Here is a 23,033-nt window from a genome sequence, read left to right as displayed (position 1 = left end):
GGAGAATTGCGATGCAGACTTCATCCGAGGCAATGGCCGGACCGCTGGATGACAGTGGCGCCCGTCCCATCGAAAGTAAGGGTATTCTCGACTGGCTGGTCACCGAGACCCGCGACCAGCGCTTCATCGACAATATCTTCGTGGATCTGTGCGAACGACTGGTCGAGGCCGGCGTTCCGCTTGCACGAGCCACCCTGCATTTCCGGATCCATCACCCGCAGTGGCTCGGCGCCCGTATCCTTTGGCGCAAGGGCCTGACCGAGGCCGATATCCGCATGTTCGACTATGGCGTCGAAGACACGACGCAGTATCTCAATAGCCCGCTATACGCCGTCAACAACGGCGCCAGCCAGGTTCGCAAGAACCTCGAGGCGGCAGCCGACGATGAGGTGCCGAACTCGCTCTATGACGAGCTGCGCGCCGACGGTCTTACCGACTACATCGCCTTGCCGCTGGAACACACGCTCGGCAAGCGCCATGTGGCGACCTTCGCCAGCGACCGAAAGGGCGGCTTCGAGGCAGCACATATCGAGGTTCTCACCGGTCTGTTGCCGGTTCTGGCCCTTGTCAGCGAAATCCGGCTGAAGAACCGGATGGCGCGAACGCTGCTGGAAACCTATGTCGGGCCGCATGCAAGCGAGCAGATCCTTGCCGGCGCGACGACGCGTGGGAGCGGTGTAACCGTCAGTGCCGCGATCCTGATCTGCGACCTTCGCGACTTTACCAAGCTGTCCGACCTCTGGCCGCGCGATGATGTGATCGAGTTACTCAACGGCTATTTCGATGCCATGTCCGAGCCGATCGAGCGACATGGCGGCGAGATCCTCAAATTCATGGGCGATGGCCTGCTGGCGATTTTTCCGCTCAGCAATCCGCAGGCCTGCGAAAACCTGCTGCAGGCAATCGGCGAGGCGGAGGCCGCAATCGCTGCGCTGAACCAGGAAAACCTGGCAAGAGGACGCGAAGCCCTGGGCTACGGCATCGGCGTTAACGTCGGCGATGTGATGTACGGCAATATCGGCTCCCGCCGTCGACTCGACTTCACGGTGATCGGACCGGCCGTCAACATCGCTTCACGTCTGGAAAACCTGACCAAGCAGGCGAAGCGCCCGGTGCTGCTGTCACGCGCCTTCGTCGAGTTGGCGGGACGCACGCGCGACATGGAGCATCTGGGCGCTTTTCCGGTGAAGGGTCTCGATGACCCGATCGAGGTCTTCGCATTTTCGTCGGGCACCGCGCAGGCGGCGGAATGATCGGATTGGACCTCGATCCTCGATAACCGGACGGCCTTCCCCTTGGGAAGGCCGCAGCCACTCACTTCAGTCGATCGTCCGCCCAGCGCGCGACGGTCTGCGCCATCGTTTTGAGATGATCCGCAGCCGAATAGCCGGAGATCGTCTTGCGCGGTTTGAGATCGTGGTCGCCATCCTCGAGCCATAGGAGTTCTATCGCGTCGGACAACAGGTATCCGGGAACCTCTCCACGCGTGCCGAATTCGTCGCGCGTGCCCTGGCAAATCAGCGTTGGCGTCTTCAGTTCCTCGAGATGTTTGGTGCGCAGCTGGTCGGGCTTTCCCGGTGGGTGGAAGGGATAGCCAAGGCAAAGCAAGCCGACGATTTTCTCTTCGGCATAGAGCTCGTCGGCAATCATGCTGGCGACGCGTCCACCCATCGATTTGCCGCCGATCAGCAAGGGGCCGGTCGCGTCAAGGGCCGCCACCGCGGCCCTGAACTCAGGATTTAGCGTTTCCGCGCGCGGTGGCGGTTTGCGGCCTCCCGACCGACGCGCGGCCATGTAGCCGAATTCGAACCGGGCGACACGAAAGCCTTCAGCAGCAAGCGCTTTGGCAGAGGCCGCCATGGAGGCCGAATCCATCGGCGCCCCGGCGCCATGCGCCAGCAAGATGGTTACGGGCGCGTTCTGTGGCCCATCGAACAGCATGGTCTTCTCCATCTCGCTACCTTCTGGCCGAACCGCCACCAAATTGCAGAACTCCTCAAGGAGCACGCGCTTCACCGGAGGATTTCGAATACCCTCAGCAAGAAGCACAAACGGCAAACCGATCCGGCGGCTTGCGGCGACGCGTCGTCGTGCCTCCCCTAACCGCTCGACGCATGCATCTAACCAAGCGGACTTGGCGCGAATTGCGCCACCAATTCATGCCGATCACCCGGATAGGTCAATCTGACATGGGTAACCGGGGCGCGGCCGCTCCAGGTGCGCCGCTCGATGACGAGACAAGCCGCCCCTGTCGAAATGTCGAGTGCCTGCGCTGCACTGCGCCCTGCCGAAACGGCCCGGATGCGATGCTCGGCCGTGCTCCACGGCACCTTTCCCAGCAGCCAGGAACCGGGCGCCGACGTCTCGAAAAGCTCCGTCTCTGCCTCGGGAACGGCCGCCAGGCTGATAAGCCGCTCCTCGAAACAGAAGGGCCGGCCGCCTGCGAAATGCCGGCAGCTGACCTCAAGCAGTCTTGCAGACGGCGGCAGGTCAAGCCGACCGGCATCCCTTCCCTCGGCCTTGCGGATGCTGCGCTCATCCAGATGGAAACTGTAATCCAGCCCAAGGGACTGAACCTCCAGTTTGACATCGTGGATTTCCATGACCGCCGACTGCACATGCGGAAAGGTGACGTAGCTCCCGGACTTCCGTCGACGCTCGATCAGTCCACGTTTGACCAAATCCGTCAGCGCCTTGTTCACAGTCATGCGCGAGCAACCATATTGCTCGGTCAACTCGTGCTCGAACGGGATACGGTGGCCAGGCGGCCACGCGCCGGAGAGAATATGACCTTCCACATCCCCGAGGATTCTCTGGTGCAACGAAAGCGACTGAGGCTGGTTGCCCGTTTCGTCGGCTGGCTGATCGCTCGGAATGTTGGCACCCTCAATGGTTTGCTGTTGTCGGCAAGCTTAAACATTTCCCAGCTTCGCGACAGCCCTCCCCTCACCCTTTCCTGTTTTTCCACCAAAGCTTCCCAGCCGTCGGATCACCACGGGAACGCCGCCGCTTGCGTAATCAGCGCCAGCGCTTGTGGCCACGGACCCAAGTCCTCGCAATGCACCTGACGGCCGCGTGAAGGGCACTTGCCGGGTTCCACCCAACCGCCAACCTCGCTCCAGCGGCAGCCACCGCCCGACACCGGCCGGTGGCTGCTCCGCGGTCCCACGCCGGGCGTCGCCTGCCGGCGACCATCTAACACATTGTATTTTATGGAATTTTTTTCCGCTTCGAATCTCGTTTCGAGGCGGAATGTTCGTTGCGTCGCCGAGCTGGCTCAAGATCGTTCTTGAGCAGGAAACGCGTATGGGCAGTTGACAGCTGTCAACGTTGACGGCCCAGCGTATCGGCGCGCTGCAAAGAGCGGCGCCACAGGCCACTGCTTCACGCCAAGCAGACACAACTAAGCCAAGTCCAACGGCATGCCGGACGAAGTTGCGCAGCGGTTTTGGGATAACGACTTGTCCAAAAACAAGAGCTTAATGCGCAGCAAGCGTGATCTGAAAGATCGCGACGCGTTTGCCGTGGAAGCGAGGTTCGCTTCAGACCATACGCCGCGGTGGCGTCAACCACCGCGCGTCTTTGGCGGCAGCGTTCGTATCAGTAAAACAGATGCCAAGGCGTTAGAAAGGCGCGAGCCCATTCCTGGTCGCGCTCCCGTTCGAGATCGTTCGCCGGCTCACGAGGCGTCAATTCGATGCGCGGCTTAACCGACTGTACGACGGCCTTCGGCGCTGGTGGCTCGAGGTAACCAAGTGTCATCCCGCCGAGATAGAACATGCTGCATCCCTTCCAGTCCGCCCGACACCATCGTCGTTGCACCACGATCTTGCCACAATTCACCTCCCTGTCAATAGTACACTAAATCCATATTCTAATAGTGATCATCTGGAGCCGGTGGGCGAGGCAGCCGAGGCAACGTCCTTTGCCGCGTCATCTCCAAAAGAAGCACGCGTGCCGCTCGCGAGGCGTTACATTTTTGGTGTTGGAATCGCATCCCCATGACAACAGTCTGGTCGGCCATCACATGAGTTGTCCGCGGACAACTGGTGCCGGCTGCGCACCCTCCCCGCTCATCGAGGCGACAAGACAGCCGTTCGGCTATCCATTTGTACATTCACGCCGAATCGGATCATAGTGCATCTGCGCATATTGCCCCGATATGACAATTTTTGCGCAGTTTTTGGAGAACTCGATGTTGCAGCAGAAAATTCAGGGCCTCGATGTGCAGGAGCATTTGCCAACGCTCCTGGCTGCCGATGCCTTGGAACTCGCGCACCAACTCCAGCAGCATCAGAAGAAAATCTTCCCGCCGCAAGCACAAAAGACATTACGCCTTTTCAGCCCAGCTGAGGCGGCAGCCTTCATCGGGATCGCGGAAGGCTACTTACGCCAGATCGCATCGGAGGGTCATGGCCCCGAGCCGTTGTCAAACGGGCGCCGCATGTATGCGATCTCCGACATCGAGCGCATTCGCCGCGTTCTGGACGAAGGCGGCAAGTCGGGAAAATACATTCCGCATCGTCGCGGCGACGAGAGGCTGCAGGTCATCTCGGTGATGAACTTCAAGGGCGGATCGGCGAAGACGACGACCTCGGCGCATCTTGCACAATATCTCGCGCTTCGAGGCTACCGGACGCTGGCGATCGATCTCGACCCGCAGGCGTCGCTTTCGGCCCTGTTCGGTCATCAGCCAGAGATGGACGTCGGCGAAGCGGAAACGCTCTACGGCGCCATTCGCTACGAAAACCCGCGACCGATCGCAGAGATTGTCCGTTCCACCCATCTGCCCAACCTGCATCTGATCCCCGGCAACCTCGAACTCATGGAGTTCGAGCACGAAACGCCGAAGGCCATGACCAGTGGCTCGGCGGAAACCATGTTTTTCGCGCGTATCGGCGATGTGCTTGCCGATATCGAGAGCTTTTACGACATCGTCATCATCGATTGCCCGCCGCAGCTCGGCTTTCTCACCATGTCGGCGCTGTGCGCGGCGACATCGGTGCTGATCACCGTGCACCCGCAGATGCTCGACGTCATGTCCATGTCCCAGTTTCTCTCAATGACCAGCGAGTTGATGCGCGTCGTCGAGAATGCCGGCGGCCGCACGAGCTACGACTGGATGCGCTACCTCGTCACCCGGTTCGAGCCGAATGACGGCCCGCAAAGCCAGATGACCGGTTTCATGCGGTCGATCTTCGGCAATCGCATGCTGCACAACGCCATGGTCAAATCGACGGCCGTGTCCGACGCCGGCGTGACAAAGCAAACACTCTATGAGGTGGAACGCTCGCAATTTGTCCGCGGCACCTACGACCGCGCGATGGATTCCCTGACGCTCGTCAATGGCGAGATCGAGGAACTCCTGCGCAAAGTGTGGGGAAGGAAGTAAGCCTTGGCCCGCAAGAACCTGATCGGTGTTTCAGACAGCCATGCCACAGACGGCGAGGATGATCGTCCGCTTGCCGGACGGCCAATCGTTGGTCTCAATCCCGGCCAACGGCCATTGAGCCCGATCGGCGGCATCACTCGATCCCTGTCAAACATTACGCAGAAAGTGGAGCGCGCTCAGGAGCTGGAACGCCAGCTCGCCGAGGGCCTGGCAATTATCGAGCTCGATCCAGCGCTCGTCGATGCTTCCTTCGTCGCAGATCGCCTTGGCGTCGCAGCCGACGCCGAGCAGTCGCTTCTTCAACAGATCCGGGATCACGGACAACAGGTGCCTATCCTGGTTCGACCCCATCCAAGCGAAGACGGGCGCTACCAGGTCGCTTACGGTCACCGTCGTCTTGCCGCCACGCGTGAGCTTGGCAGCAAAGTCAGGGCTGTCGTTCGTGACCTCAGCGACGAACAGCTGGTGATCTCGCAAGGGCAGGAAAATAACGCCCGCACGGACTTGTCTTTCATCGAGCGGTCGCTGTTTGCCACCCGTCTCGAAGACCGCGAATTCTCGCGTGATGTCATCATGTCGGCGCTGGGCGTCGACAAGGCGGCCCTGTCGAAGATGATTGCCATTGTCCGCCGGCTGCCGGTCGTCGTTATTGAGGCGATCGGCGCCGCACCCTCCATCGGGCGGCGGCGCTGGACGGAACTCGCTGATCTCATGGGAAACGATGACAAGCTCGCCGGGGCCCATGAGTTTGTGCGTCGATCCGAATTTCGGGCCCGGGAGAGCGATCAACGGTTTGAGACGCTGTTTTCCTTCCTGAGCACCGTCAAGGCCGGGAGCCAGGCAGTCGCTTGGGTAGCGCCGGATGATACGCGCCCCGTGCGCATCCGAGAAACAAACAGCGAAACCACGCTTTCCTTCAGCAAGAAGGCCGCGCCGGGTTTTGCAGATTTCGTGAGGCAGAGGCTCAAATCTCTGTACCTCGAATTTCAAGAGGAAACAGGAGACTAACAGAGCAAAAGAAAAAGGCTTCCGAACGACTAGCGCTGCGGAAACCCTTCTCTCGTGTAGCAACTAGAGAATCCCATTTCCGCGAATCACTGTCAAGCGTTTTTAGCGTCGTTTCGGCGAACGGACTTCTTTTGCCTTTGAAAAGGTAAAGAGAGATGGAGCGTGGAAATGTGACGACGCCCTTTGGGCGGCGCGCGATGACGCTTGGCATGTTCGCAAGCCAAGTCACCGCGAGCGAAATCGATTCGCATCAGCAGATCGATAAATGGAAACTGTTTCGTACCGTCTGCGAAGCAAAGGCTGTCGTCGGCGTGTCCGATCGGGCCTTAGCCGTGCTGAATGCGCTGCTCAGCTTCTACCCGAAGGTGGAGCTGACCTCCGGCAAAGGTTTGGTGGTATTCCCTTCAAACAACCAACTCGCGCTGCGCACCCATGGGATGGCGGGCACGACGCTGCGCCGGCATCTGGCAGCATTGGTGGACGCGGGCCTCATCCTTCGCAAGGATAGTCCCAATGGCAAGCGTTATGCACGCAGGGACAGCAAGGGCTCGATCGGCGATGCCTTCGGGTTCGATCTGTCGCCGCTGCTTGCACGCGCCCATGAACTGCAAACGGCCGCAGCCGCAGTCGCACTGGCCCGTCAGGAGGCGCAACTCGCTCGCGAGCGTCTCAGCCTTTGCCGTCGCGATCTAACCAAACTCATCGACGTGCTGCGCGAAACCGATGGAACTTCTGACTGGAGTGACTTTCAAAGTCGTTATCTGCTCGCCGTCGACATTCTTCCAAGAAAGCCTGGACTTGCTGAAATCGAGCCTGTGCTCAAGCAGCTCGACGCCTTGCGCGTGGAAGTGCTCAACCAATTGGAAAAACAGCTAAATCTTTCGAAAACGGCCACCAATGATAGCCAAAATGGTTGCCACATACAGAGTTCACATCCAGACTCTTCTACTGAATCTGAACCGGGCTTTGGAAGTGAAGCGGTGGCGAGTTTGAGCACGAGCCGGAGCAGCAGTGTCCCCGTTGTGCAGCCAAATCATCGGGAGGCAATTACAACGGATGCTGCCTCTCGAGCAGAAATGCCGAAGCTGATGCCGGGTGAAATGCGTCAATCTACCCAAGCTTTCCCGCTCTCGACCGTGCTGAAAGCTTGCCCTGACATCGTCGATTATGGCCCGGGCGGTAAGGTGCAGTCCTGGCGCGATCTGATGCTGGCTGCCGTTGTGGTCCGCTCGATGCTCAATGTCAGCCAGGGAGCGCATGATGAAGCCTGCAGGGTACTCGGTCCAGAAGTGGCCGCGGCCGTGCTCGCATGTATTCTGCAGCGCTCGCCGTACATCACGTCCGCCGGTGGTTACCTACGGGATCTGACACGGCGGTCTCTTCGACAGGAATTTGCAGTTGGACCCATGATCATGGCGCTGTTGCGAGCCAATACCGGGGATCTTGCGTTAGCCAGCTGACCTACTGCATGTTTCCATAAATCGTAGTCCATTTATGGACAAAAACATGCAGCAATTCAAAGTGCTACAGCGACCTTTGCGCGTCTGAGAAGACGCGCGGCGCTATAGGACAACTCGACTGTTTCGACGGACGTTGACAGCTGTCAACTGCGGCTGGCTGCGAGCATCCGTCAGCAATCAAGGCCGAGTGAGATGCAGCGAGCCGGACTGATGCCGAGCTCCGCCGGGAGAGAGCTGAGCACGGCACCTCGATCAGCGTTGACTACCACGATAGGATTTGCCTGCCTGTGGTGAGGACAGGGTGATCCCGGCAAGCCGTTGTTCCTGGCGAGTGCCAATCATGTAGTGCAAGCCAAATGGCCAATAATTTCCTCCACCGCGTTTCCCCGCTCAGAACAACAAATTAACGGCTTAACTGCGTGACGTTTTAATCCTCGTCTAACCAGCAACCTTCGCCGAAGGGCAACTCTCATAGGGAACGATCATCTCTCCGCAGATGCATGCAAAGTGGGAGTTGTTCTTGTCAAATTGCGCGATGCGATGCGGAGCATCGGGTGCTGAGTTGACAGCTGTCAACAGACAGCGCGCCTGGGTATGCCCTTCTTCGGTCGCCTTCTAGGCTTGGCTGGGCGCACGCGGTGTGTCGTTCTGCGAACGACCGAGATGTTGACAGCTGTCAACTTATGAAGGGATCTTGCGCGGCGCCTGAAAATCGCGCACCTGTTCGATTGAACAGCAGGCATGGATACAAGCTTCGATGGGCCACATCGCCGGTCGGGCTATATGGTAACAACCTAGTTTACGGGGTTGGCCGACACAGCCAGGATTGCTGCCATGCAGCTTCCGCCAGCGTCTTCAGCATCGGGAACGCAGGCAAGCTGGTGGCGATGGTGGGCGATATGTCCGATTCTTGGCGGTATACGGTCTGCCGACTTACCTGGGCGCCGTCACTACCGACTGCGACCCCTCAACGTTGGGCATGCCTGTCTTCGGGTAAGAGGCGCCCTGATCCCGTTTGTCAGAGGCTGGTAGCATCACGGGACCGACCCGTGATTATCTCGATCATTGGCTCTTTGGCTAGGCAGGTGGCGCGCTTCTTGCCAGATCGGGTGAATGCCTCGGCGATCACACCGAGGCATTGCGCGTAAGGATCAGGCGGGGGATGAATATGCGCCGGGGCCGATGACGACAGTGCAGGTCACGGGGCGGCGTCGTGCCTGTGCTTCGGTCGGCCAGAGGAGGGCGGGGTGCCGTGGCGGTGGCATCGCCAAGGCTAGTATCCAATTGCAGCATCGATGCTGGTTGACAGCTGTCAACACGTGGGCCTCGGTCGGCATCCGACCTGCGATGCCATGCGGGTTATGGCTTCTTCCAGGACGTGTTGTCCTGGTCGCGATGCTGCCTGGCCTGACTATGGTCTTCGACGTCTAAAAGACTTCGCGGTCGCCTTTCGGCCTGTTATCGGAATGGAAAGGAAATGTTGCTATGTTGGTGACGCCGGCCTTCATGCGTTGCGAATGGCCCTCAAGAGCGTACAATGGCGTGGTCAATTTCGTCGATTCGCGCCCATTTTGCGCTCAGTTGACACGCGGAGAAGGCCAGTTTGGTCCTCCATATTGACCGATGCAGAAACCCGACGACAATCACCGCGGTATCCGCTAAAACGACACCTCTCATGTGTCGGAAGGAAAGCATGTTTTTTCTTCCGTTTGCCAGAAATAGCGTGTGATTGTAATGCGATACGACATCCCGGATTTGCTCCTGCAGACGCTGTTTTCCGCGACGATCGAAGTTGAAGATCGCCTTGCGCGGCTGGATGAGCGCGCCGGTCGCCATCCCGTTGCCGAGGGCTTTCGCGAGCGTGGTCAGTTCTTCGATGCGGCCGGTGCCCTCTGGGTCGCCGGCGAGTTGGTTCATGTCGAGGACCTGGTGCTGCATGACGCGCATATGGACGCACGTGCGCCGACGCATGAGTTGACGATTGCGCACGCAGTCTTGCGCGCCCGCCGGAGGATCTGGCTTTCTGACCCGGATTGGGCGCTGTCGACCGCCGGCCTCGCTGTCCTTCGCGGAGAACAGGGGGGTGGAGACACACCACCCACGGAGATCGACCGGGACGTTTCCTCCGGGGCTGCGGATGAGGACGATGTCGTCGCTGACGGCGATGACGACGACAACCCGCTTTCCCTCGAGTTCGCGGAGATCGACGCGGCGATCGCGCGATCGCAGCGTTTGCTGGATGAACAAACCGGTGAGTTCGGCGACAGTGGGTTTGGCGGGCTGGAGCGCCCGTCCGCCTCAGAGCCCAAGGGGCAACTGGGGTTGCTTTTCGATGACGAATGGGACGAGGGCGCGCGGCTCGACGCGTGGCGATCCTTGATCTCGACGGCGGATCGACTGCCGGCCTGTCTCGGTGCCGCGATCCTCTTCGATGCCTGGGAGCAGATCGAGCCGCTTCGCAGGCAGCATTGGCTGGGCGGATTGCTCGTTGGCGCCTACCTGCGCGCGCGCGGCAAGGTGACGTCGCATTTGCTCTGCTTCCATACCGGCCTGAAGACAATCCGCCACGAGCGGCGTCGAGCGAAGGATCAGGAGGTGCGGCTTAGGGCGTTTCTGGAGGGCCTGGCTCTGACTGGCGAACTCGGCCTCAAGGAACTGGATCGACTGTTTCTTGCCAAGACCCAGATGGAAATGCGCGTGCGCGACCGTCGTTCAAACAGCAGCCTGCCAAGCCTGATCGAGCTTCTGCTGTCCCGGCCGATCGTTTCCGCCGGACTGGTGGCACGCCATGTCGGCGTCACCCAACGGGGTGCACTCAATCTGGTTCGGGAACTCGGGGCCAAGGAAATGACGGGCAGGGGGCGTTACCGCGGCTGGGGCATATTGTAGCCGGTCGCGCACTGAGGCGATTGACAGATACGCTGCCAATGCGCCGTCGCGCGTTGCGCCACTTGGCGATGCGACTCAACCTGTGCCGAGCGTCAAATATGACGCGCAAAGGACGCTGTAACGCTTGAAATCTGTTGCATAATTCTCTCCTCAGATCGTTTCCGATTTAAGGAATTATGCAGTAGCCCAGCAGGTTACGGATCGTCCGCATGAAAGCGCGCGCACCCACCTCGATCAGTGCGTCGGGAAAATCATAGTCCGGATTGTGCAGGCGAGGATGGTTCTCACCTGCCCCGAGAAAGAACATGGCCGAGGGGGCGACACGGCCGAAGAGGCCGAAATCTTCCGACGCTTTCATCGGCAGCGCCGTCGGGCCCGCATCCTGGCTGATCCCTTCCTCGCGAAGGGCGCGACGCAGTTCGTCGACGGTCAACGGTGCATTGCTGCAATGATGGAAGATGTCTTCGTAGCTGATTGACGGCGTGAGCCGACTTGCGGTCGCGTGTTTGTGGACCAACACTTCGGCGCGCTGCATCAGGTCGCCCATGCGGTCGTCGGTCAGGGTCCGCAGTGTTGCCCAGATCTCGGCATGGCTGGGGCTGATGCCGAAGGCGGGTTCGCCGAGGCGGGCATGGGTAACGGTAACGAGGGTGAAATCAGCATCCAGTGAGCCACCGCTGCCAAGCCCGGTCAGATCAGCCAGGAGGTGGGCCATGGCGAAAGTCGGCGCTATGCCGTCTTCGGGGCAGGACGCATGTGCCGTCTTGCCGGAGAGCGTGATCTTCATGCCGCGCGACGCGCAATTGACCGGCCCTTCGGCCAAGGCGACGTGACCGAGCGGCAGGCCGGGAAAGTTATGCAGCGAGAACACGAAGTCAGGCTTCAGCGTCGCGAATTTCGCGTCAGCCAATACGGCCGCGGCACCGGCGCCGTTCTCTTCGGCGGGTTGGAAAAGCAGGATTGTCCGTCCGCGTGCCGGCCTTTTGTGGGCGAGCCCTTTGGCCAGAGCCATCAGGATTGCCGTGTGGCCGTCATGTCCGCAGAGATGTCCCTTGCCGGCGATTTCGGATCGGTGGGGTACGGTGGAAAGCTCCTCGATCGGCAACGCGTCGAGTTCGGCGCGGATCATCACCGTCGGACCGTCGGCCGTTCCCTGATAGATGGCAGCAACCCCGTGCCCGCCCAGGCCGGTGACGATCGCGTCCGGTTCGCTCGACTGCAGCGCCCGTGTCACCATCGCGGCTGTCTCGATCTCTTCGCCCGAAAGCTCCGGCTTGCGGTGAAGCTCGCGCCGAAACGTGATGATCTCGTCCAGTTCGCCACCATTCAAAAACATGCCCAACATCCCACAGCAGAAAGTTTGCCCGCGGCGCGCCGCCGATCGAGCTTTGATATTGGCAGGGAATGTGAAGGCGCGCTCCGGCTGTGTCCAGCTACTAAAATACAAAAGACGGGAGATGTTCGCGTCGCTACAGCGCCGCGCGTCGTACCAGACGCGCAAAGGTCGCTGTAGCACTTTGAATGCTGCATGTTTTCATCCTTAAATCGGATAGGATTTAAGGAAACAGGCAGTAGCGCGGCTGGTGCCGCCTGCAGGTCGGTCGACGTTCTCCACCGCCCTGGAGGACAGGCGGTGGAGACAACGCGGCGAACCTCCGGACTTTGCATTACCTTGACAAGGCGGCGTCCGTCGTCAGGCGCACCAGCATCTTGCCGTGGTTTGCGCCCTTGAAGAGGTCGATGAAGGCGGACGGTGCATTTTCGAGGCCATCGGCCACGGTTTCGCGGATCTTGACCTGTCCTGCTTTCAGCCAACCGATCATATCGCGATTGAAATCCGCCGACAGGTCGAAATGGTCGGCGCCGATGAGACCTTGCAAACGAATGCGTTTTTCGATGGCGGCGAAGATGTTCGATGGCCCTGCCTGCGGCTGTTCGGCATTGTAACCGGAGATCATTCCGCAGAGCACAAACCGCGCATTGACATTGGCGATCGCTAGCGCGGCTTCCAGATGGTTGCCGCCGACATTGTCGAAGTAGATGTCGATGCCTTCCGGGGCCGCCTGCGCCAGCGCCGCAACCAGATCCGGCGTTTCGCGGTAGTTGATGACGGCGTCGACGCCGACCTCGTCGATGAGCCACTTCGCCTTGTCGGCTGAACCAACCGAGGCAACGACACGCAAGCCTTTGCTCTTGGCGATCTGGGCGACGATGCTGCCGACCGCGCCGCTCGCCGCGGAAACGAAGATCGTTTCGCCCGCCTTGACCTCGGCGATCCGCATGAGCCCGGCATAGGCGGTGAGACCGGGAAAGCCGAGTGCGCTCAGATAGGTCTGCGGCGCGATGTCCGTGCCGGTGATCCTGGTTGCGTCACTTGCTGTGACGATGGCGTGATCGCGCCAGCCGGAGAAATGTACCACCCGATCACCAATGGAAAATGCCGGATCGTTCGAACGTTCGACGACGCCGACGGCGGCACCTTCCAGCGCTTCGCCGAGCTTGAAGGGAGGGATATAGGTTTCGCGATCGACCATGCGGCCACGCATATAGGGGTCGACCGACATCCAGGTGTTTCGCACAAGCAGCTGGCCGGGCGAGGGCGCTGCCAATGTCGTCTCGACAAGATCAAAATTATCGGGGGTCGGCAGGCCATGCGGCCGGCTCTTCAGGCGGATTTCGCGCGTGGTGGTGCTCATTGTCATTCCTTTCGTAAGGGAGGTTGATTGGGGAAGGAGGATCAGGAAGCCGTGGTGCGAATGCGGGTGCTGTATCCTGCGCCGAGCCCTTGCCCGAGTTCTACAGCGCCGCGCGTCAAATATGACGCGCAAAGGACGCTGTAAGGCTTTAAACTTGCTGCATAATTTTGTCCTTAAATCGGATCCGATTTAAGGAATTATGCAGTAAGGCGGTCGCGAGGTTGCGCAGATGGGCCGATCCCTCGCTGCGATAGAGCGCCAGATCTGCTTCCGCCATCCGAGGGTCGAAAGCCTCGCCAAAAAGATCGGCTCGTTCGACGGCCGGCGTGGCATGGCTTTGCATGCCTGCCAGGTAGCGCTCTGCCAGTGACGCTGCGAAGGAGCGGTTGCCCGGATCGGCTGTTACGACGAGAACATGCATGGCGATCTCCTGTCTGCTGTATGACAGCTATACAACCAGCCAGTGAATCGATAAAAAAGTTCGATTTTTCGATCAAAATGATCGAATGGATAGATGTATGTTGCCACGTATTTCCCTGGATCAATGGAAGGCGCTGGTCGCGGTCGTGGAGGCCGGAGGCTTCGCACAGGCGGCCGAAGCGCTGCACAAATCGCAATCGACGATCAGCTACGCGATCCGGCAGATTGAGGAGCGTCTGGGTGTTTCGGTGTTCGAGATCGAGGGCCGCAAGGCCCTGCTCACGCGCCAGGGCCATGTTCTCTACCGGCGCGGCAAATCGCTCGTCGATGAAGCGCTGAGGCTTGAGCGGGCGGCGAGGAACCTCGCCAAGGGTCAGGAGCAGGAACTCCGCCTCGCGGTCGAGGGGCTGTTTCCCACCTGGCTCCTGCTGCGCTGTCTGGATCAGTTCGGGGCCGAATACCCGGAGACGCGCATCGAGTTCTTCGAAACGGTCATGGGCGGCACGGACGAACTGTTGCTCTCAGGCGCCGTCGACCTTGCCATCTGCGCCGATACTCTTCCGGCAGGCCATAGGGGCGAGGTGCTGATGCGCTATCGGGCGATCGCGGCCGCCGCCCCGTTCCATCCGCTGCATCAGATCGGCCGCGAGCTGGCGATGGAAGATCTGAAGGGGCATCGCCATCTCGTCATCCGCGACAGCGGGCTGCAACGGGTGCGCCATAGTGTCTGGAACGTGACCGAGCAGAGGCTCACGGTCAGCCACAAATCGACATCCATCCGCGCCGCCTGCATGGGCATGGGCTTTGCCTGGTATCCGGAAGACTGGATCCGCGAAGAACTGGCCGCGGGCCAGCTCAAGCCCCTGCCGCTTCGGGAAGGGGCGGAGCGGTGGGGCGCGATGTATCTGGTCTATCCCGACCCCGATGGGGCCGGACCGGGTGCCCGCCGGTTGGGAGATATCATCGGGCACGAGGCGAAGAGCGTCGTCTGAGACACGGCCCCACGCTGGATAGCTATCTGCGCGCGCCGCCAACCAGCGAGATCGAACGCGCGGCAGCGGTCACCAGCGAGGCGAAGCGTTCTTCGGTTTCTTCCGGCGTGTAGCGGCTGCGGGATACCGCGATGTTGATCGCGCCGTAGGGCGTGCCGTTGGCGTCCAGCACCGGCGCGGCGATCGACAGGTCGCCGTGGAAGTATTCCTCGAATGCGGTGGCGTAGCCCTTGGTCGCGGATTGCTTCAGCTTTTTCTTCAGCGCGTCGATGTCCCATGTCGTATGGGGCGTAAACGGATAGAGATCCGACTTTTCCAGGATCGCGTGCGCGACGTCCTCCGGCAGGCACGAGAGGATGGCGATGCCCGGCGCCGTACAATAGGCCGGCAGCCGAGTGCCGGTGATGACGTCGTTGTTGAGCACGTGACGGCTCATGAAGCGCGATACGAACACAATGTCCGTATCGTCGAGCACGGTCAGGTTGACCGTTTCTTCGGTCGCTTTGCTTAAGTGCAGGAGATAGGGCATGCCGCGTTCGACGAAGCCGCTGGCGCGCGTGTAGTGGTAACCGAAATCGAGCGCCTTGACCGTCAGCTCAAAGCGCTTGGTGTCAGGATTCTTGCCGAGATAACCGAGCTTGGCGAGCGTGTGCGTGAAGCGCTGGGCGGCGCTCATGTCGAGCCCCGTTTCTTCCGCTATCTGTGACAGGCTGAGGTTCGGGCGGCGGCCATCGAAGGCTCTGAGAACCCTGAAGGCTTTCTCGACCGATTGCACCAGCAAGGGATCGCGGTCTTCTCCCGACGTTTCGCGTTCGTCTGCTGCAGCCTTGTTCGCCTTGCGCGCCATGTATCCCCGATTCCCGCGGTTTCCCACATATCGATAACAGAATCGCCAAGCATCGGAAAAGGTGCTTGACAGCTAAAATAAACATAATCACACTATGACATAACAATTATCGCATTGCAATAGTTGTTTGATTGCAACGGAGAAAATCATGGACCGCTTCATCCTGACAGAACGGCGTGGCGAGGTCGGCGTCATCACGCTGAACCGCCCCGAAATCCTCAATGCCTGGCACAGCCCGATGCGCCAGCAACTGGTTGCTGCCTTCAAGACTTTCGAAGAAGACGAGGCGGTCCGCGCCATTATCCTCACCGGCGCCGGCGACCGTGCGTTTAGTGCGGGACAGGATCTGAACGAGACCCGCACGTTCGACGCCGCCCGTGGCCAGGAGTGGGTGGGCGAATGGGAGCGGCTCTATGATGCGATGCGCGCGCTGTCGAAGCCGTTGATCGCCGCGCTGAACGGCGTCGCGGCCGGTTCCGCGTTTCAGGTGGCACTTCTCTGCGATTTCCGCATCGCTCATCCGGGCGTGCGCATGGGGCAACCGGAAATCAACTCCGGCATCGCCAGCACCACGGGTCCGTGGATGATGCGCGAGATGATCGGCCTTTCCCGCACCATCGACCTGACGCTCAGCGGCCGTCTGATGCAGTCGGATGAATGCCACGCCATCGGCATCATCAACCGCGTCGTGCCGCAGGAACGCGTCATGGACGAAGCGCTCTCGCTCGCGCGCGAACTCGCCGCCAAGCCGCCGGTCGCCATGCGGCTTGACAAACAGCGCTTCAGGGAGATGACAGAGGCTGGTTTCCGCGACTGCCTCGAAGCCGGCGCTCGCATCCAGCGCGAAGCCTACGCCTCCGGCGAACCGGCGCGGATGATGGAACAGTTTCTCGCACGGCGTGCAGCAAGCAAGGCCTGACGAAGGTCAAGCCGCTTATGGGAGGCGGCATGCAATCCAAAACAAGAGGGTAGAACAATGACCAACAACAAACGAATTCTGATTGACCGCCGCAGCCTGCTGAAAATCGGCGGAGGCCTTGGCGTTGCCCTGGCCGCGCCTGCCGTGTTCACACGATCGGCCTTTGCCGCCGAAGCGCTGACCGTCGCCGATCCCGGCGGCCCCTACAGCCCCGGCTACCGCAAGGCATTCTACGACCCCTTCGAACAGGCGACCGGCATCAAGGTCATCAATGTCGCCCGCGATGCCGAACCGACCGCGCAGTTCCGGGCGATGGCCGAGACCCAGTCCTATAGCTGGGACGTCTGCACGCTAACGCTTTCGGCTCGCGACATTCTGGAAAAGCGCGACCTGCTTGAGCCGATCAACCTGCCGGCAGCCGATGTGCCCGGGTTGATGCCCGATGCCCTGACTGAACTGTGGCTCGGCGTCGATGTCTATTCCACCATCATGGCCTATCGCACCGACCGCTTCGACGCGGCCAAGGGCCCGAGTTCCTGGGCCGATTTCTGGAATGTCGAGAAATTCCCCGGCCGTCGCGCCCTGCGCAAGAACCCGATCGATACGTTGGAGCAGGCGCTGCTTGCCGATGGCGTGCCGCTCGCCGAACTCTACCCGCTCGACATCGAGCGCGCCTATGCCAGCCTCGAAAAGATCAAGCCGCATGTCGATGTCTGGTGGACCGGCGGCGCGCAGTCGAGCCAGTTGATCCAGAGCGGCGAAGTCGACCTGATCGCCCTGTGGAACGCCCGGGCTCAGGCGGTCATCGATGGCGGTGCGCCGGTCAAGATCGGCTGGAACCAGGGGCTCTACTCGATCGAGGGATGGGGCATTCCCAAGGGGTCGCCGCGCGCCGACATCGCCCGGCAGTTCGTCAGGTTCTGCGCCGACCCGAAGCAGCAGGCGCTCTTTACCGAATTCCTCGCCTACGGTCCGACGAACCTGAGGGCCTATGAGCATATCCCGGCAGAACGCGCCGCGGCTCTCCCGACTTCCGAGGCCAATCTGAAGGTCATGACCATTGCGCGGGAAGACTGGTGGAGCGCCAACCGTTCCGAAATGACCGAGCGGTTCAACGCCTGGATCCTGGGTTAAGGGGAAATCTGATGCTCGCGAAGCCCGAACAAGCCACTCGCCCCAAACTTCTCGTCGATGGATTGGCCAAGAGCTACGGCGCCACCGTTGCTCTGAAACCCACTCACGTCGCCGTCCAGACCGGCGAGTTCCTGACGCTTCTCGGGCCTTCGGGTTCCGGCAAGACCACATTGCTACAGATGATCAGCGGGCTGGTCCTGCCGACTGAGGGCCGCCTGTTCATCGACGGCAGCAACGAGACGAACACGCCGGTGCACAAGCGCGACATCGGCCTGGTGTTCCAGCACTACGCCCTGTTCCCGCACCTGACGGTGGCCGAGAACATCGGCTTTCCCCTGAAGATGCGGGGAAAAAGCACGGCCGAGATCGACAGGCAGGTCAACGGCGCCCTGGACATGGTTCAGCTCGGCCATCTGGCCGGGCGGTTCCCGCGCGAGCTTTCGGGCGGGCAGCAGCAGCGCGTGGCGCTTGCCCGCTGCTTCGTCTACCAGCCATCGATTATTCTGATGGACGAGCCGCTCGGAGCACTCGACAAGAAGCTTCGCGAGCACATGCAGTTCGAGATCAAGCGGCTGCACCGGCAGACCGGCGCGACGATCATCTATGTGACGCATGATCAGGAGGAGGCGCTGGCGCTCTCCGACCGCATCTGCCTTATGAACCACGCCATGGTCGAGCAGATCGGTCCGCCGCAGGAAATCTACGCCCGGCCGCGCACCGCCTTTGCCGCCGATTTCATCGGCATCTCCAACATCTTCCGCGGTCGGGTCGAGCTCGGCTCGGGCGGTGCCGCACACCTTTCGACCGCAAGCGGCCGTTACCGGATCGATGGCGCCAGCCTTTCCAACAATGCCGAGATGGCACTGGTCGTGCGGCCGGAGCATCTCGAGCTCGGCTCGACCGGTGCAAACGAAATCAGCGGTCGTGTTGCCGAGGTCGTCTATGCCGGATCGGAAACCCGCCTGCTCGTCGACATCGCGGCCGAACAGATGGTCACCGTGCGTGTCCTTCCCGGCAAGCTGCTGCCGAGCCTCGGCGAAAACATCACGCTGAGCTGGGCGCCCGAAGCGGCTGTTCTGGTGACGCCATGAACGCCACGGCTGTTACCACCACGCGTGCTCACCGCCCCGACCGCTTCCGCCTTGGGCCGCTTTGGCTGGCGGCCCCCGGCATCGCCTTTCTCCTGATTTTCTTCCTTGTCCCCGTCGCAAGGCTGATGGGCCTCAGCCTGGAGGATGCGGACACCGGAGCCATGACCGCCAGCCACTATTCCAGGATTTTTGAGACGGACGTCTATTTCCGTGTCCTGTTGATCACGTTCCGCATCGCCGGGCTGACGACGCTCTTCTCCCTGCTGCTCGGCTATCCCCTGGCCTACTGGCTGTCGCGCCTGCCGGACCGGACGCGCGGCACCATGATCCTGCTCGTCATGGTTCCGTTCTGGACGAGCTACCTCGTCAAGAGTTTTGCCTGGGTCATCGTGCTGGGCCGCACCGGCATCATCAACCAGATCGGTCTTGGAACCGGCGTGCTCAGCCAGCCGCTCGAGCTATTGCACAACGAACTCGGCGTGATGATCGGCATGATCCATGCCATGGTTCCGCTTGCCATCCTCACCATGCTGCCCGTGATGACCGGCATCGATCGCCGGCTGACGCAGGCGTCGGGGACGCTGGGCGCGACGCCTGCAAAGGGCTTCTGGCTCGTCTATTTCCCGCTTTCGCTTCCGGGTGCTGCGGCTGCCGGCCTGCTGACGTTCATATCCTCGCTCGGCTTCTTCATCGTTCCGGCGCTGCTTGGCGGACGCCAGCAGACGATGCTCGCGCAGCTGATCATCGTGCAGGTTCAGGAGATCCTGAACTGGGCTTTCGCCGGGGCTCTCGCCGCCATGATGCTGGCGGCGGCACTGGTGACGTGCTGGCTTTACGACCGGGTGTTCGGTCTCTCCAGCCTGTCGGGCGAACCGTCCGACGGCAAGGCCGGCGGCACGGGTTTCCTACGCGCCCTTGGCCTAGCGATCCTCGATCGGGTGGCAAGCGTCAGCAGCGCCATTTCGGCCGGCAGCCACCGGCTGCTGGGGGCCGCGGTTTCAAGCCGCATGCTCGGCATCTACAGCCTCCTGATGTTCGCCTTTCTGATGCTGCCGACGCTTGTCGTCCTGCCGATCGCCTTTACCAGTTCGCAGTTCCTCGAGTTCCCGCCGCCGGGTTATGGCCTGGAATGGTTCAGGACCTACTTCACCTCGGATCTCTGGGTTGCGGCAACGATCCGCTCGTTCGGCGTCGCCTTCGCGACGGCCATCGTTGCAACGGTGATCGGTGGCTTTGCGGCGCTGGCGCTTGCCCGCTCGCGCTCGCGCTGGCGGGGCGTCATCTTTGCCTTTTTCCTGGCGCCGATGATCGTGCCGCGCATCGTCATCGCCGTCGGCCTGTTCTATCTCTTCGCCCAGATGGGACTGGTCGCCACCGACGTCGGTCTGGTGATCGGCCACACGGTGCTGGCGCTGCCCTTCGCCTTCGTCGCCATCGCCGCGGTCCTGAAGAGCTATGACTGGCGGCTCGATCAGGCGGCCGCGACGCTCGGAGCAAACCGCGTCCAGGCGCTGCGCTTCGTCACGGTGCCGCTGATCAAGAGCGGCCTGACGGCGGCGTTCCTCTTTGCCTTCATCACCTCGTTCGATGAGCTGACCGTGGCAATTTTCGTCAGCGGCGGCGTCAAGACGACCCTGCCGAAGCAGATGTGGGATGACATGATCCTTCAGCTCAACCCGACGCTCGCGGCGGTTTCGGTCGTCGTCTTCATCGTCGTGACAACCCTTCTCCTGGCGGCGGAAAAACTCCGCCGCTCCTCCTGACACACCATCCGAGATCCTCCCATGACCGTATCTCTCGAAGGCTTCCTCGGAAGCTTCACGACCAAGGCTGCCCGCAAACCGGAACAGGTGTTCGCCCGTTTCAACGGCGAACCGATCACCTTTGCGACCCTCGACGCGATGTCGGGCGCGCTTGCCGCGGATCTCCGCCAGCGCGGGCTGAAAGCCGGCGATCGCGTTGCCGTCATGATGCGCAATTCGCGCCTCTCGCTTGCCGTCCTGTTCGGCCTTGCCAAGGCCGGTGTCGTCTGGGTGCCGCTCAATGCGCAACTGCGCGGCGAGGGCCTGCGCTACATCCTGGAACATTGCGAGCCGGGCGCCGTCATCTGCGACGCCGAGCTTGCCGAAACCATCGCCGAAAGCGGTGCCGCTCTGCCTGCGGCCGGGTTGATTCTCGCGGGTCAACAAACCGGCCCGACGTCGCTGGAAACAATCCTGACTTCAGGTGCCGCCTTCAACGAAGAGCCGCCCGCCGCCGACGATCTGTTTGCGATCATGTACACTTCCGGGACGACAGGCCGGCCGAAGGGCGTGCTGGTCACCCACGGCATGATCCGGCTCGCCGGCGAGGCGGTGCGCACCCTTTCGGTGGCGGGCCCGGGCGATGTCTTCTTCGTCTGGGAGCCGCTCTACCATATCGGTGGCGCGCAGCTCATCGTGCTGCCGATCATCGAGGACCTGTCGCTCGCCATGGTCGACCGGTTCAGCGCCAGCCGCTTCTGGGACCAGGTGCGCAGCTACGGCGCCACCCACATCCACTATCTCGGCGGCATCCTGCAGATCCTGCTGAAGCAGCCGGAAAGCGAGCTCGACCGCAAGCATCCGGTGCGTGTCGCCTGGGGCGGCGGTTGCCCGAAGGAGGTTTGGCCGCTGTTCAAGGAGCGCTTCGGCGTCGAGATGCGCGAATGCTACGGCATGACGGAGGCCTCCAGCATCACCACCTGCAACACCACCGATGTCGTCGGCGCCGTCGGGCGGCCGATGCCCTGGTTCTCGGTCGATATCCTCGATGAAAAGGGCGAACCGGTGCCGGTTGGCGACAAGGGCGAGATCGTCGTGCGTTCCTCGCTCAAGGGCGCGCTGTTCCAGGGATATCTGCGCAATCCCGAAGCGACGGAAAAGACCCTTCGCAGCGGCGCGCTTCACACCGGCGATTGCGGTTCCTTCGATGCCGACGGCAATCTCTGGTTCCATGGCCGGTTGACCGACAGCGTCCGGTGCAAGGGCGAGAACGTTTCCGCCTGGGAGGTCGAGCATGTTGCCGCCGCCTACCCGGCGGTCGAGGATTGCGCCATGATCGGCGTCGCCGCCGATGTCGGCGAGCAGGACATCAAGCTCTTCGTCAAGCCCAAGCCGGGCAGCGCCATCGATCCGATCGACCTGTCGGGATGGCTGGCGCATCGGCTCGCGCCCTACCAGAACCCGCGCTACATTGCCGTTGTCGACGACTTCGAACGCACGCCGAGCCAGCGCATCATGAAACACCGGCTGCCCGTCGGTCTTACCGATTGCTGGGATCGGCTGGCGCGGCAATAAACCGTCACCAATGAGAGGAGACGCGCAGATGCAACAGTCCGGAGACATCCTGCTTGTCGGCTGCGGCAACATGGGCTTCGCCCTGCTCGAAGGCTGGCTCGAGCGGGCCGATCTTCCTGCGAGCCGCATTCACGTGGTCGAGCCGGCGGAACCTCTGCGCGGCCGCGCGGCCGCGCGTGGCGCCACGGTTTACGCCGATGCAGCCGGCTTGCCGGAGGCGTTACGGCCACGCGCCGTCATTATCGCCGTCAAGCCGCAGATCGTCGGCTCGATTCTTGCGACTTACCGCCGGCTCAGTGGCACCGCCGTGTTCGTCAGCATCGCCGCCGGCGTGCCGATCTCGACCTTCGAGGCCACACTGGGCGCGACCGCGATCGTGCGCGCCATGCCAAACATGCCGGCGTCCATCGGCATGGGGGTGACTGCCGCCTTTGGCAACGTCCAAACCGGCGAAGTGCAAGCAGGCTGTGTGACAGATCTCTTGGCGGCCGTCGGCAGTGTTCATTGGCTGGCGGAGGAGAGGCTTGTCGATGCGGCAACGGCGATATCCGGTTCGGGGCCGGCCTATCTCTTTCATTTTATCGAGTGTTTGACCGACGCGGGAGTTGCTGTCGGCCTACCGGCGGAGACCGCTCTTGCCCTGGCAAAGCAGACGGTCAATGGCGCCGCCGCTCTCGCGGCGACAAGCGCGTTTTCTCCGGCAGAATTGCGCCAGCAGGTGACCAGCCCGAACGGCACCACGGCTGCTGCCCTCGAAGTGCTCACGGCCGAGCCAGGCTTGGCCGATCTGGTGAAGCGGGCCGCCGCGGCTGCGCATCGCCGGGCGTTGGAACTCGCCGCGACCGGCTGACCGCCGGTCGGAGATGTA

At 61.6% G+C, this 23,033-nt stretch carries 20 protein-coding genes; 13 read left to right on the top strand and 7 right to left on the bottom strand.

Translation table 11 applies throughout. The features are described from left to right. Positions 1 to 11 precede the first annotated feature (11 nt). Positions 12 to 1,253 carry an adenylate/guanylate cyclase domain-containing protein gene (locus BC360_RS20010; RefSeq protein ID WP_065785152.1) on the top strand — a complete coding sequence of 414 codons (1,242 nt, stop codon included), beginning with the start codon at positions 12 to 14 and terminating at the stop codon, positions 1,251 to 1,253. Positions 1,254 to 1,314: 61 nt separating this feature from the next. Here the strand turns inward: BC360_RS20010 and BC360_RS20005 are convergent, their stop codons facing one another. Together BC360_RS20005 and hutC are read right to left on the bottom strand one after the other, a co-directional pair. Next, on the bottom strand, positions 1,315 to 1,953 hold the full coding sequence (locus BC360_RS20005) for an alpha/beta fold hydrolase (protein ID WP_065785286.1): 639 nt from the start codon (positions 1,951 to 1,953) through the stop codon (positions 1,315 to 1,317). 167 nt (positions 1,954 to 2,120) lie between these two features. Next, positions 2,121 to 2,876, bottom strand: a complete 756-nt coding sequence (gene hutC / locus BC360_RS20000; RefSeq protein WP_065785151.1) for a histidine utilization repressor — start codon at positions 2,874 to 2,876, stop codon at positions 2,121 to 2,123. Between hutC and BC360_RS31735 the strand changes: the two genes are divergently transcribed. Continuing rightward, positions 2,787 to 3,068 carry a hypothetical protein gene (locus BC360_RS31735; RefSeq protein WP_139110116.1) on the top strand — a complete coding sequence of 94 codons (282 nt, stop codon included), beginning with the start codon at positions 2,787 to 2,789 and terminating at the stop codon, positions 3,066 to 3,068. The genes hutC and BC360_RS31735 overlap by 90 nt on opposite strands. 532 nt (positions 3,069 to 3,600) lie before the next feature. Here BC360_RS31735 and BC360_RS19995 read toward each other — a convergent pair. Then, entirely contained in the window at positions 3,601 to 3,780 is a 180-nt protein-coding gene (locus tag BC360_RS19995; protein WP_065796643.1) for a hypothetical protein, read from the bottom strand. A gap of 415 nt (positions 3,781 to 4,195) precedes the next feature. On the opposite strand from BC360_RS19995, the gene repA reads away from it, so the two are divergent. The 4 genes from repA to BC360_RS19975 all read left to right on the top strand — a co-directional run bounded on the left by repA (position 4,196) and on the right by BC360_RS19975 (position 10,749). Then, on the top strand, positions 4,196 to 5,392 hold the full coding sequence (repA, locus tag BC360_RS19990; protein WP_065796642.1) for a plasmid partitioning protein RepA: 1,197 nt from the start codon (positions 4,196 to 4,198) through the stop codon (positions 5,390 to 5,392). 3 nt (positions 5,393 to 5,395) lie between these two features. Then, a complete protein-coding gene (gene repB, locus BC360_RS19985; RefSeq protein ID WP_065796641.1) occupies positions 5,396 to 6,400 on the top strand; it encodes a plasmid partitioning protein RepB in 1,005 nt (334 codons plus the stop codon). Between the two features lie 155 nt (positions 6,401 to 6,555). Further along, positions 6,556 to 7,860, top strand: a complete 1,305-nt coding sequence (gene repC / locus BC360_RS19980) for a plasmid replication protein RepC (RefSeq protein WP_065785147.1) — start codon at positions 6,556 to 6,558, stop codon at positions 7,858 to 7,860. 1,734 nt (positions 7,861 to 9,594) lie between these two features. Further along, positions 9,595 to 10,749, top strand: coding sequence for an RHE_PE00001 family protein (locus tag BC360_RS19975; protein WP_065796640.1), 1,155 nt, complete (start codon positions 9,595 to 9,597; stop codon positions 10,747 to 10,749). Between the two features lie 166 nt (positions 10,750 to 10,915). Here the strand turns inward: BC360_RS19975 and BC360_RS19970 are convergent, their stop codons facing one another. From BC360_RS19970 to BC360_RS19960, 3 genes are all read right to left on the bottom strand, one after another. Further along, positions 10,916 to 12,085: an amidohydrolase gene (locus BC360_RS19970; RefSeq protein WP_065796749.1), complete on the bottom strand. Its 1,170-nt coding sequence runs from the start codon at positions 12,083 to 12,085 to the stop codon at positions 10,916 to 10,918. A 331-nt stretch (positions 12,086 to 12,416) separates the two neighbouring features. Further along, entirely contained in the window at positions 12,417 to 13,451 is a 1,035-nt protein-coding gene (locus BC360_RS19965; RefSeq protein ID WP_413813753.1) for an NADP-dependent oxidoreductase, read from the bottom strand. Positions 13,452 to 13,593: 142 nt separating this feature from the next. After that, positions 13,594 to 13,866 (bottom strand): NAD(P)H-dependent oxidoreductase, encoded by a 273-nt coding sequence (locus BC360_RS19960; protein ID WP_065796638.1) that lies wholly within the window; start codon positions 13,864 to 13,866, stop codon positions 13,594 to 13,596. A 97-nt stretch (positions 13,867 to 13,963) separates the two neighbouring features. Between BC360_RS19960 and BC360_RS19955 the strand changes: the two genes are divergently transcribed. Continuing rightward, positions 13,964 to 14,857 (top strand): LysR family transcriptional regulator, encoded by an 894-nt coding sequence (locus BC360_RS19955; RefSeq protein ID WP_065796637.1) that lies wholly within the window; start codon positions 13,964 to 13,966, stop codon positions 14,855 to 14,857. A 22-nt stretch (positions 14,858 to 14,879) separates the two neighbouring features. Here BC360_RS19955 and BC360_RS19950 read toward each other — a convergent pair whose 3' ends face one another. Then, the gene (locus tag BC360_RS19950) at positions 14,880 to 15,704 is read right to left on the bottom strand and encodes an IclR family transcriptional regulator (RefSeq protein ID WP_065796636.1); all 825 of its coding nucleotides are present in this window, start codon (positions 15,702 to 15,704) and stop codon (positions 14,880 to 14,882) included. 148 nt (positions 15,705 to 15,852) lie between these two features. Between BC360_RS19950 and BC360_RS19945 the strand changes: the two genes are divergently transcribed. The 6 genes from BC360_RS19945 to proC are packed head-to-tail and all read left to right on the top strand — an operon-like array spanning position 15,853 to position 23,015. After that, positions 15,853 to 16,623 (top strand): enoyl-CoA hydratase/isomerase family protein, encoded by a 771-nt coding sequence (locus tag BC360_RS19945; protein WP_065796635.1) that lies wholly within the window; start codon positions 15,853 to 15,855, stop codon positions 16,621 to 16,623. Positions 16,624 to 16,680: 57 nt separating this feature from the next. Further along, complete coding sequence (locus BC360_RS19940; RefSeq protein ID WP_065796634.1) at positions 16,681 to 17,757, top strand: polyamine ABC transporter substrate-binding protein; 1,077 nt, start codon at positions 16,681 to 16,683, stop codon at positions 17,755 to 17,757. Between the two features lie 11 nt (positions 17,758 to 17,768). Then, complete coding sequence (locus BC360_RS19935; RefSeq protein ID WP_065796633.1) at positions 17,769 to 18,848, top strand: ABC transporter ATP-binding protein; 1,080 nt, start codon at positions 17,769 to 17,771, stop codon at positions 18,846 to 18,848. Then, positions 18,845 to 20,611 (top strand): ABC transporter permease subunit, encoded by a 1,767-nt coding sequence (locus BC360_RS19930; RefSeq protein ID WP_065796632.1) that lies wholly within the window; start codon positions 18,845 to 18,847, stop codon positions 20,609 to 20,611. The genes BC360_RS19935 and BC360_RS19930 overlap by 4 nt, the downstream gene beginning before the upstream one ends. A 21-nt stretch (positions 20,612 to 20,632) precedes the next feature. After that, entirely contained in the window at positions 20,633 to 22,165 is a 1,533-nt protein-coding gene (locus BC360_RS19925; protein ID WP_065796631.1) for an AMP-binding protein, read from the top strand. A gap of 28 nt (positions 22,166 to 22,193) precedes the next feature. Continuing rightward, a complete protein-coding gene (gene proC, locus BC360_RS19920) occupies positions 22,194 to 23,015 on the top strand; it encodes a pyrroline-5-carboxylate reductase (RefSeq protein ID WP_065796630.1) in 822 nt (273 codons plus the stop codon). Positions 23,016 to 23,033: the final 18 nt, after the last annotated feature.

This window comes from Ensifer sp. LC163 (assembly GCF_001695855.1).
Taxonomy (GTDB): domain Bacteria; phylum Pseudomonadota; class Alphaproteobacteria; order Rhizobiales; family Rhizobiaceae; genus Ensifer.
Note: the sequence above shows the minus strand (reverse complement) of the source record. Positions and strands in the feature narration are given on the sequence as shown.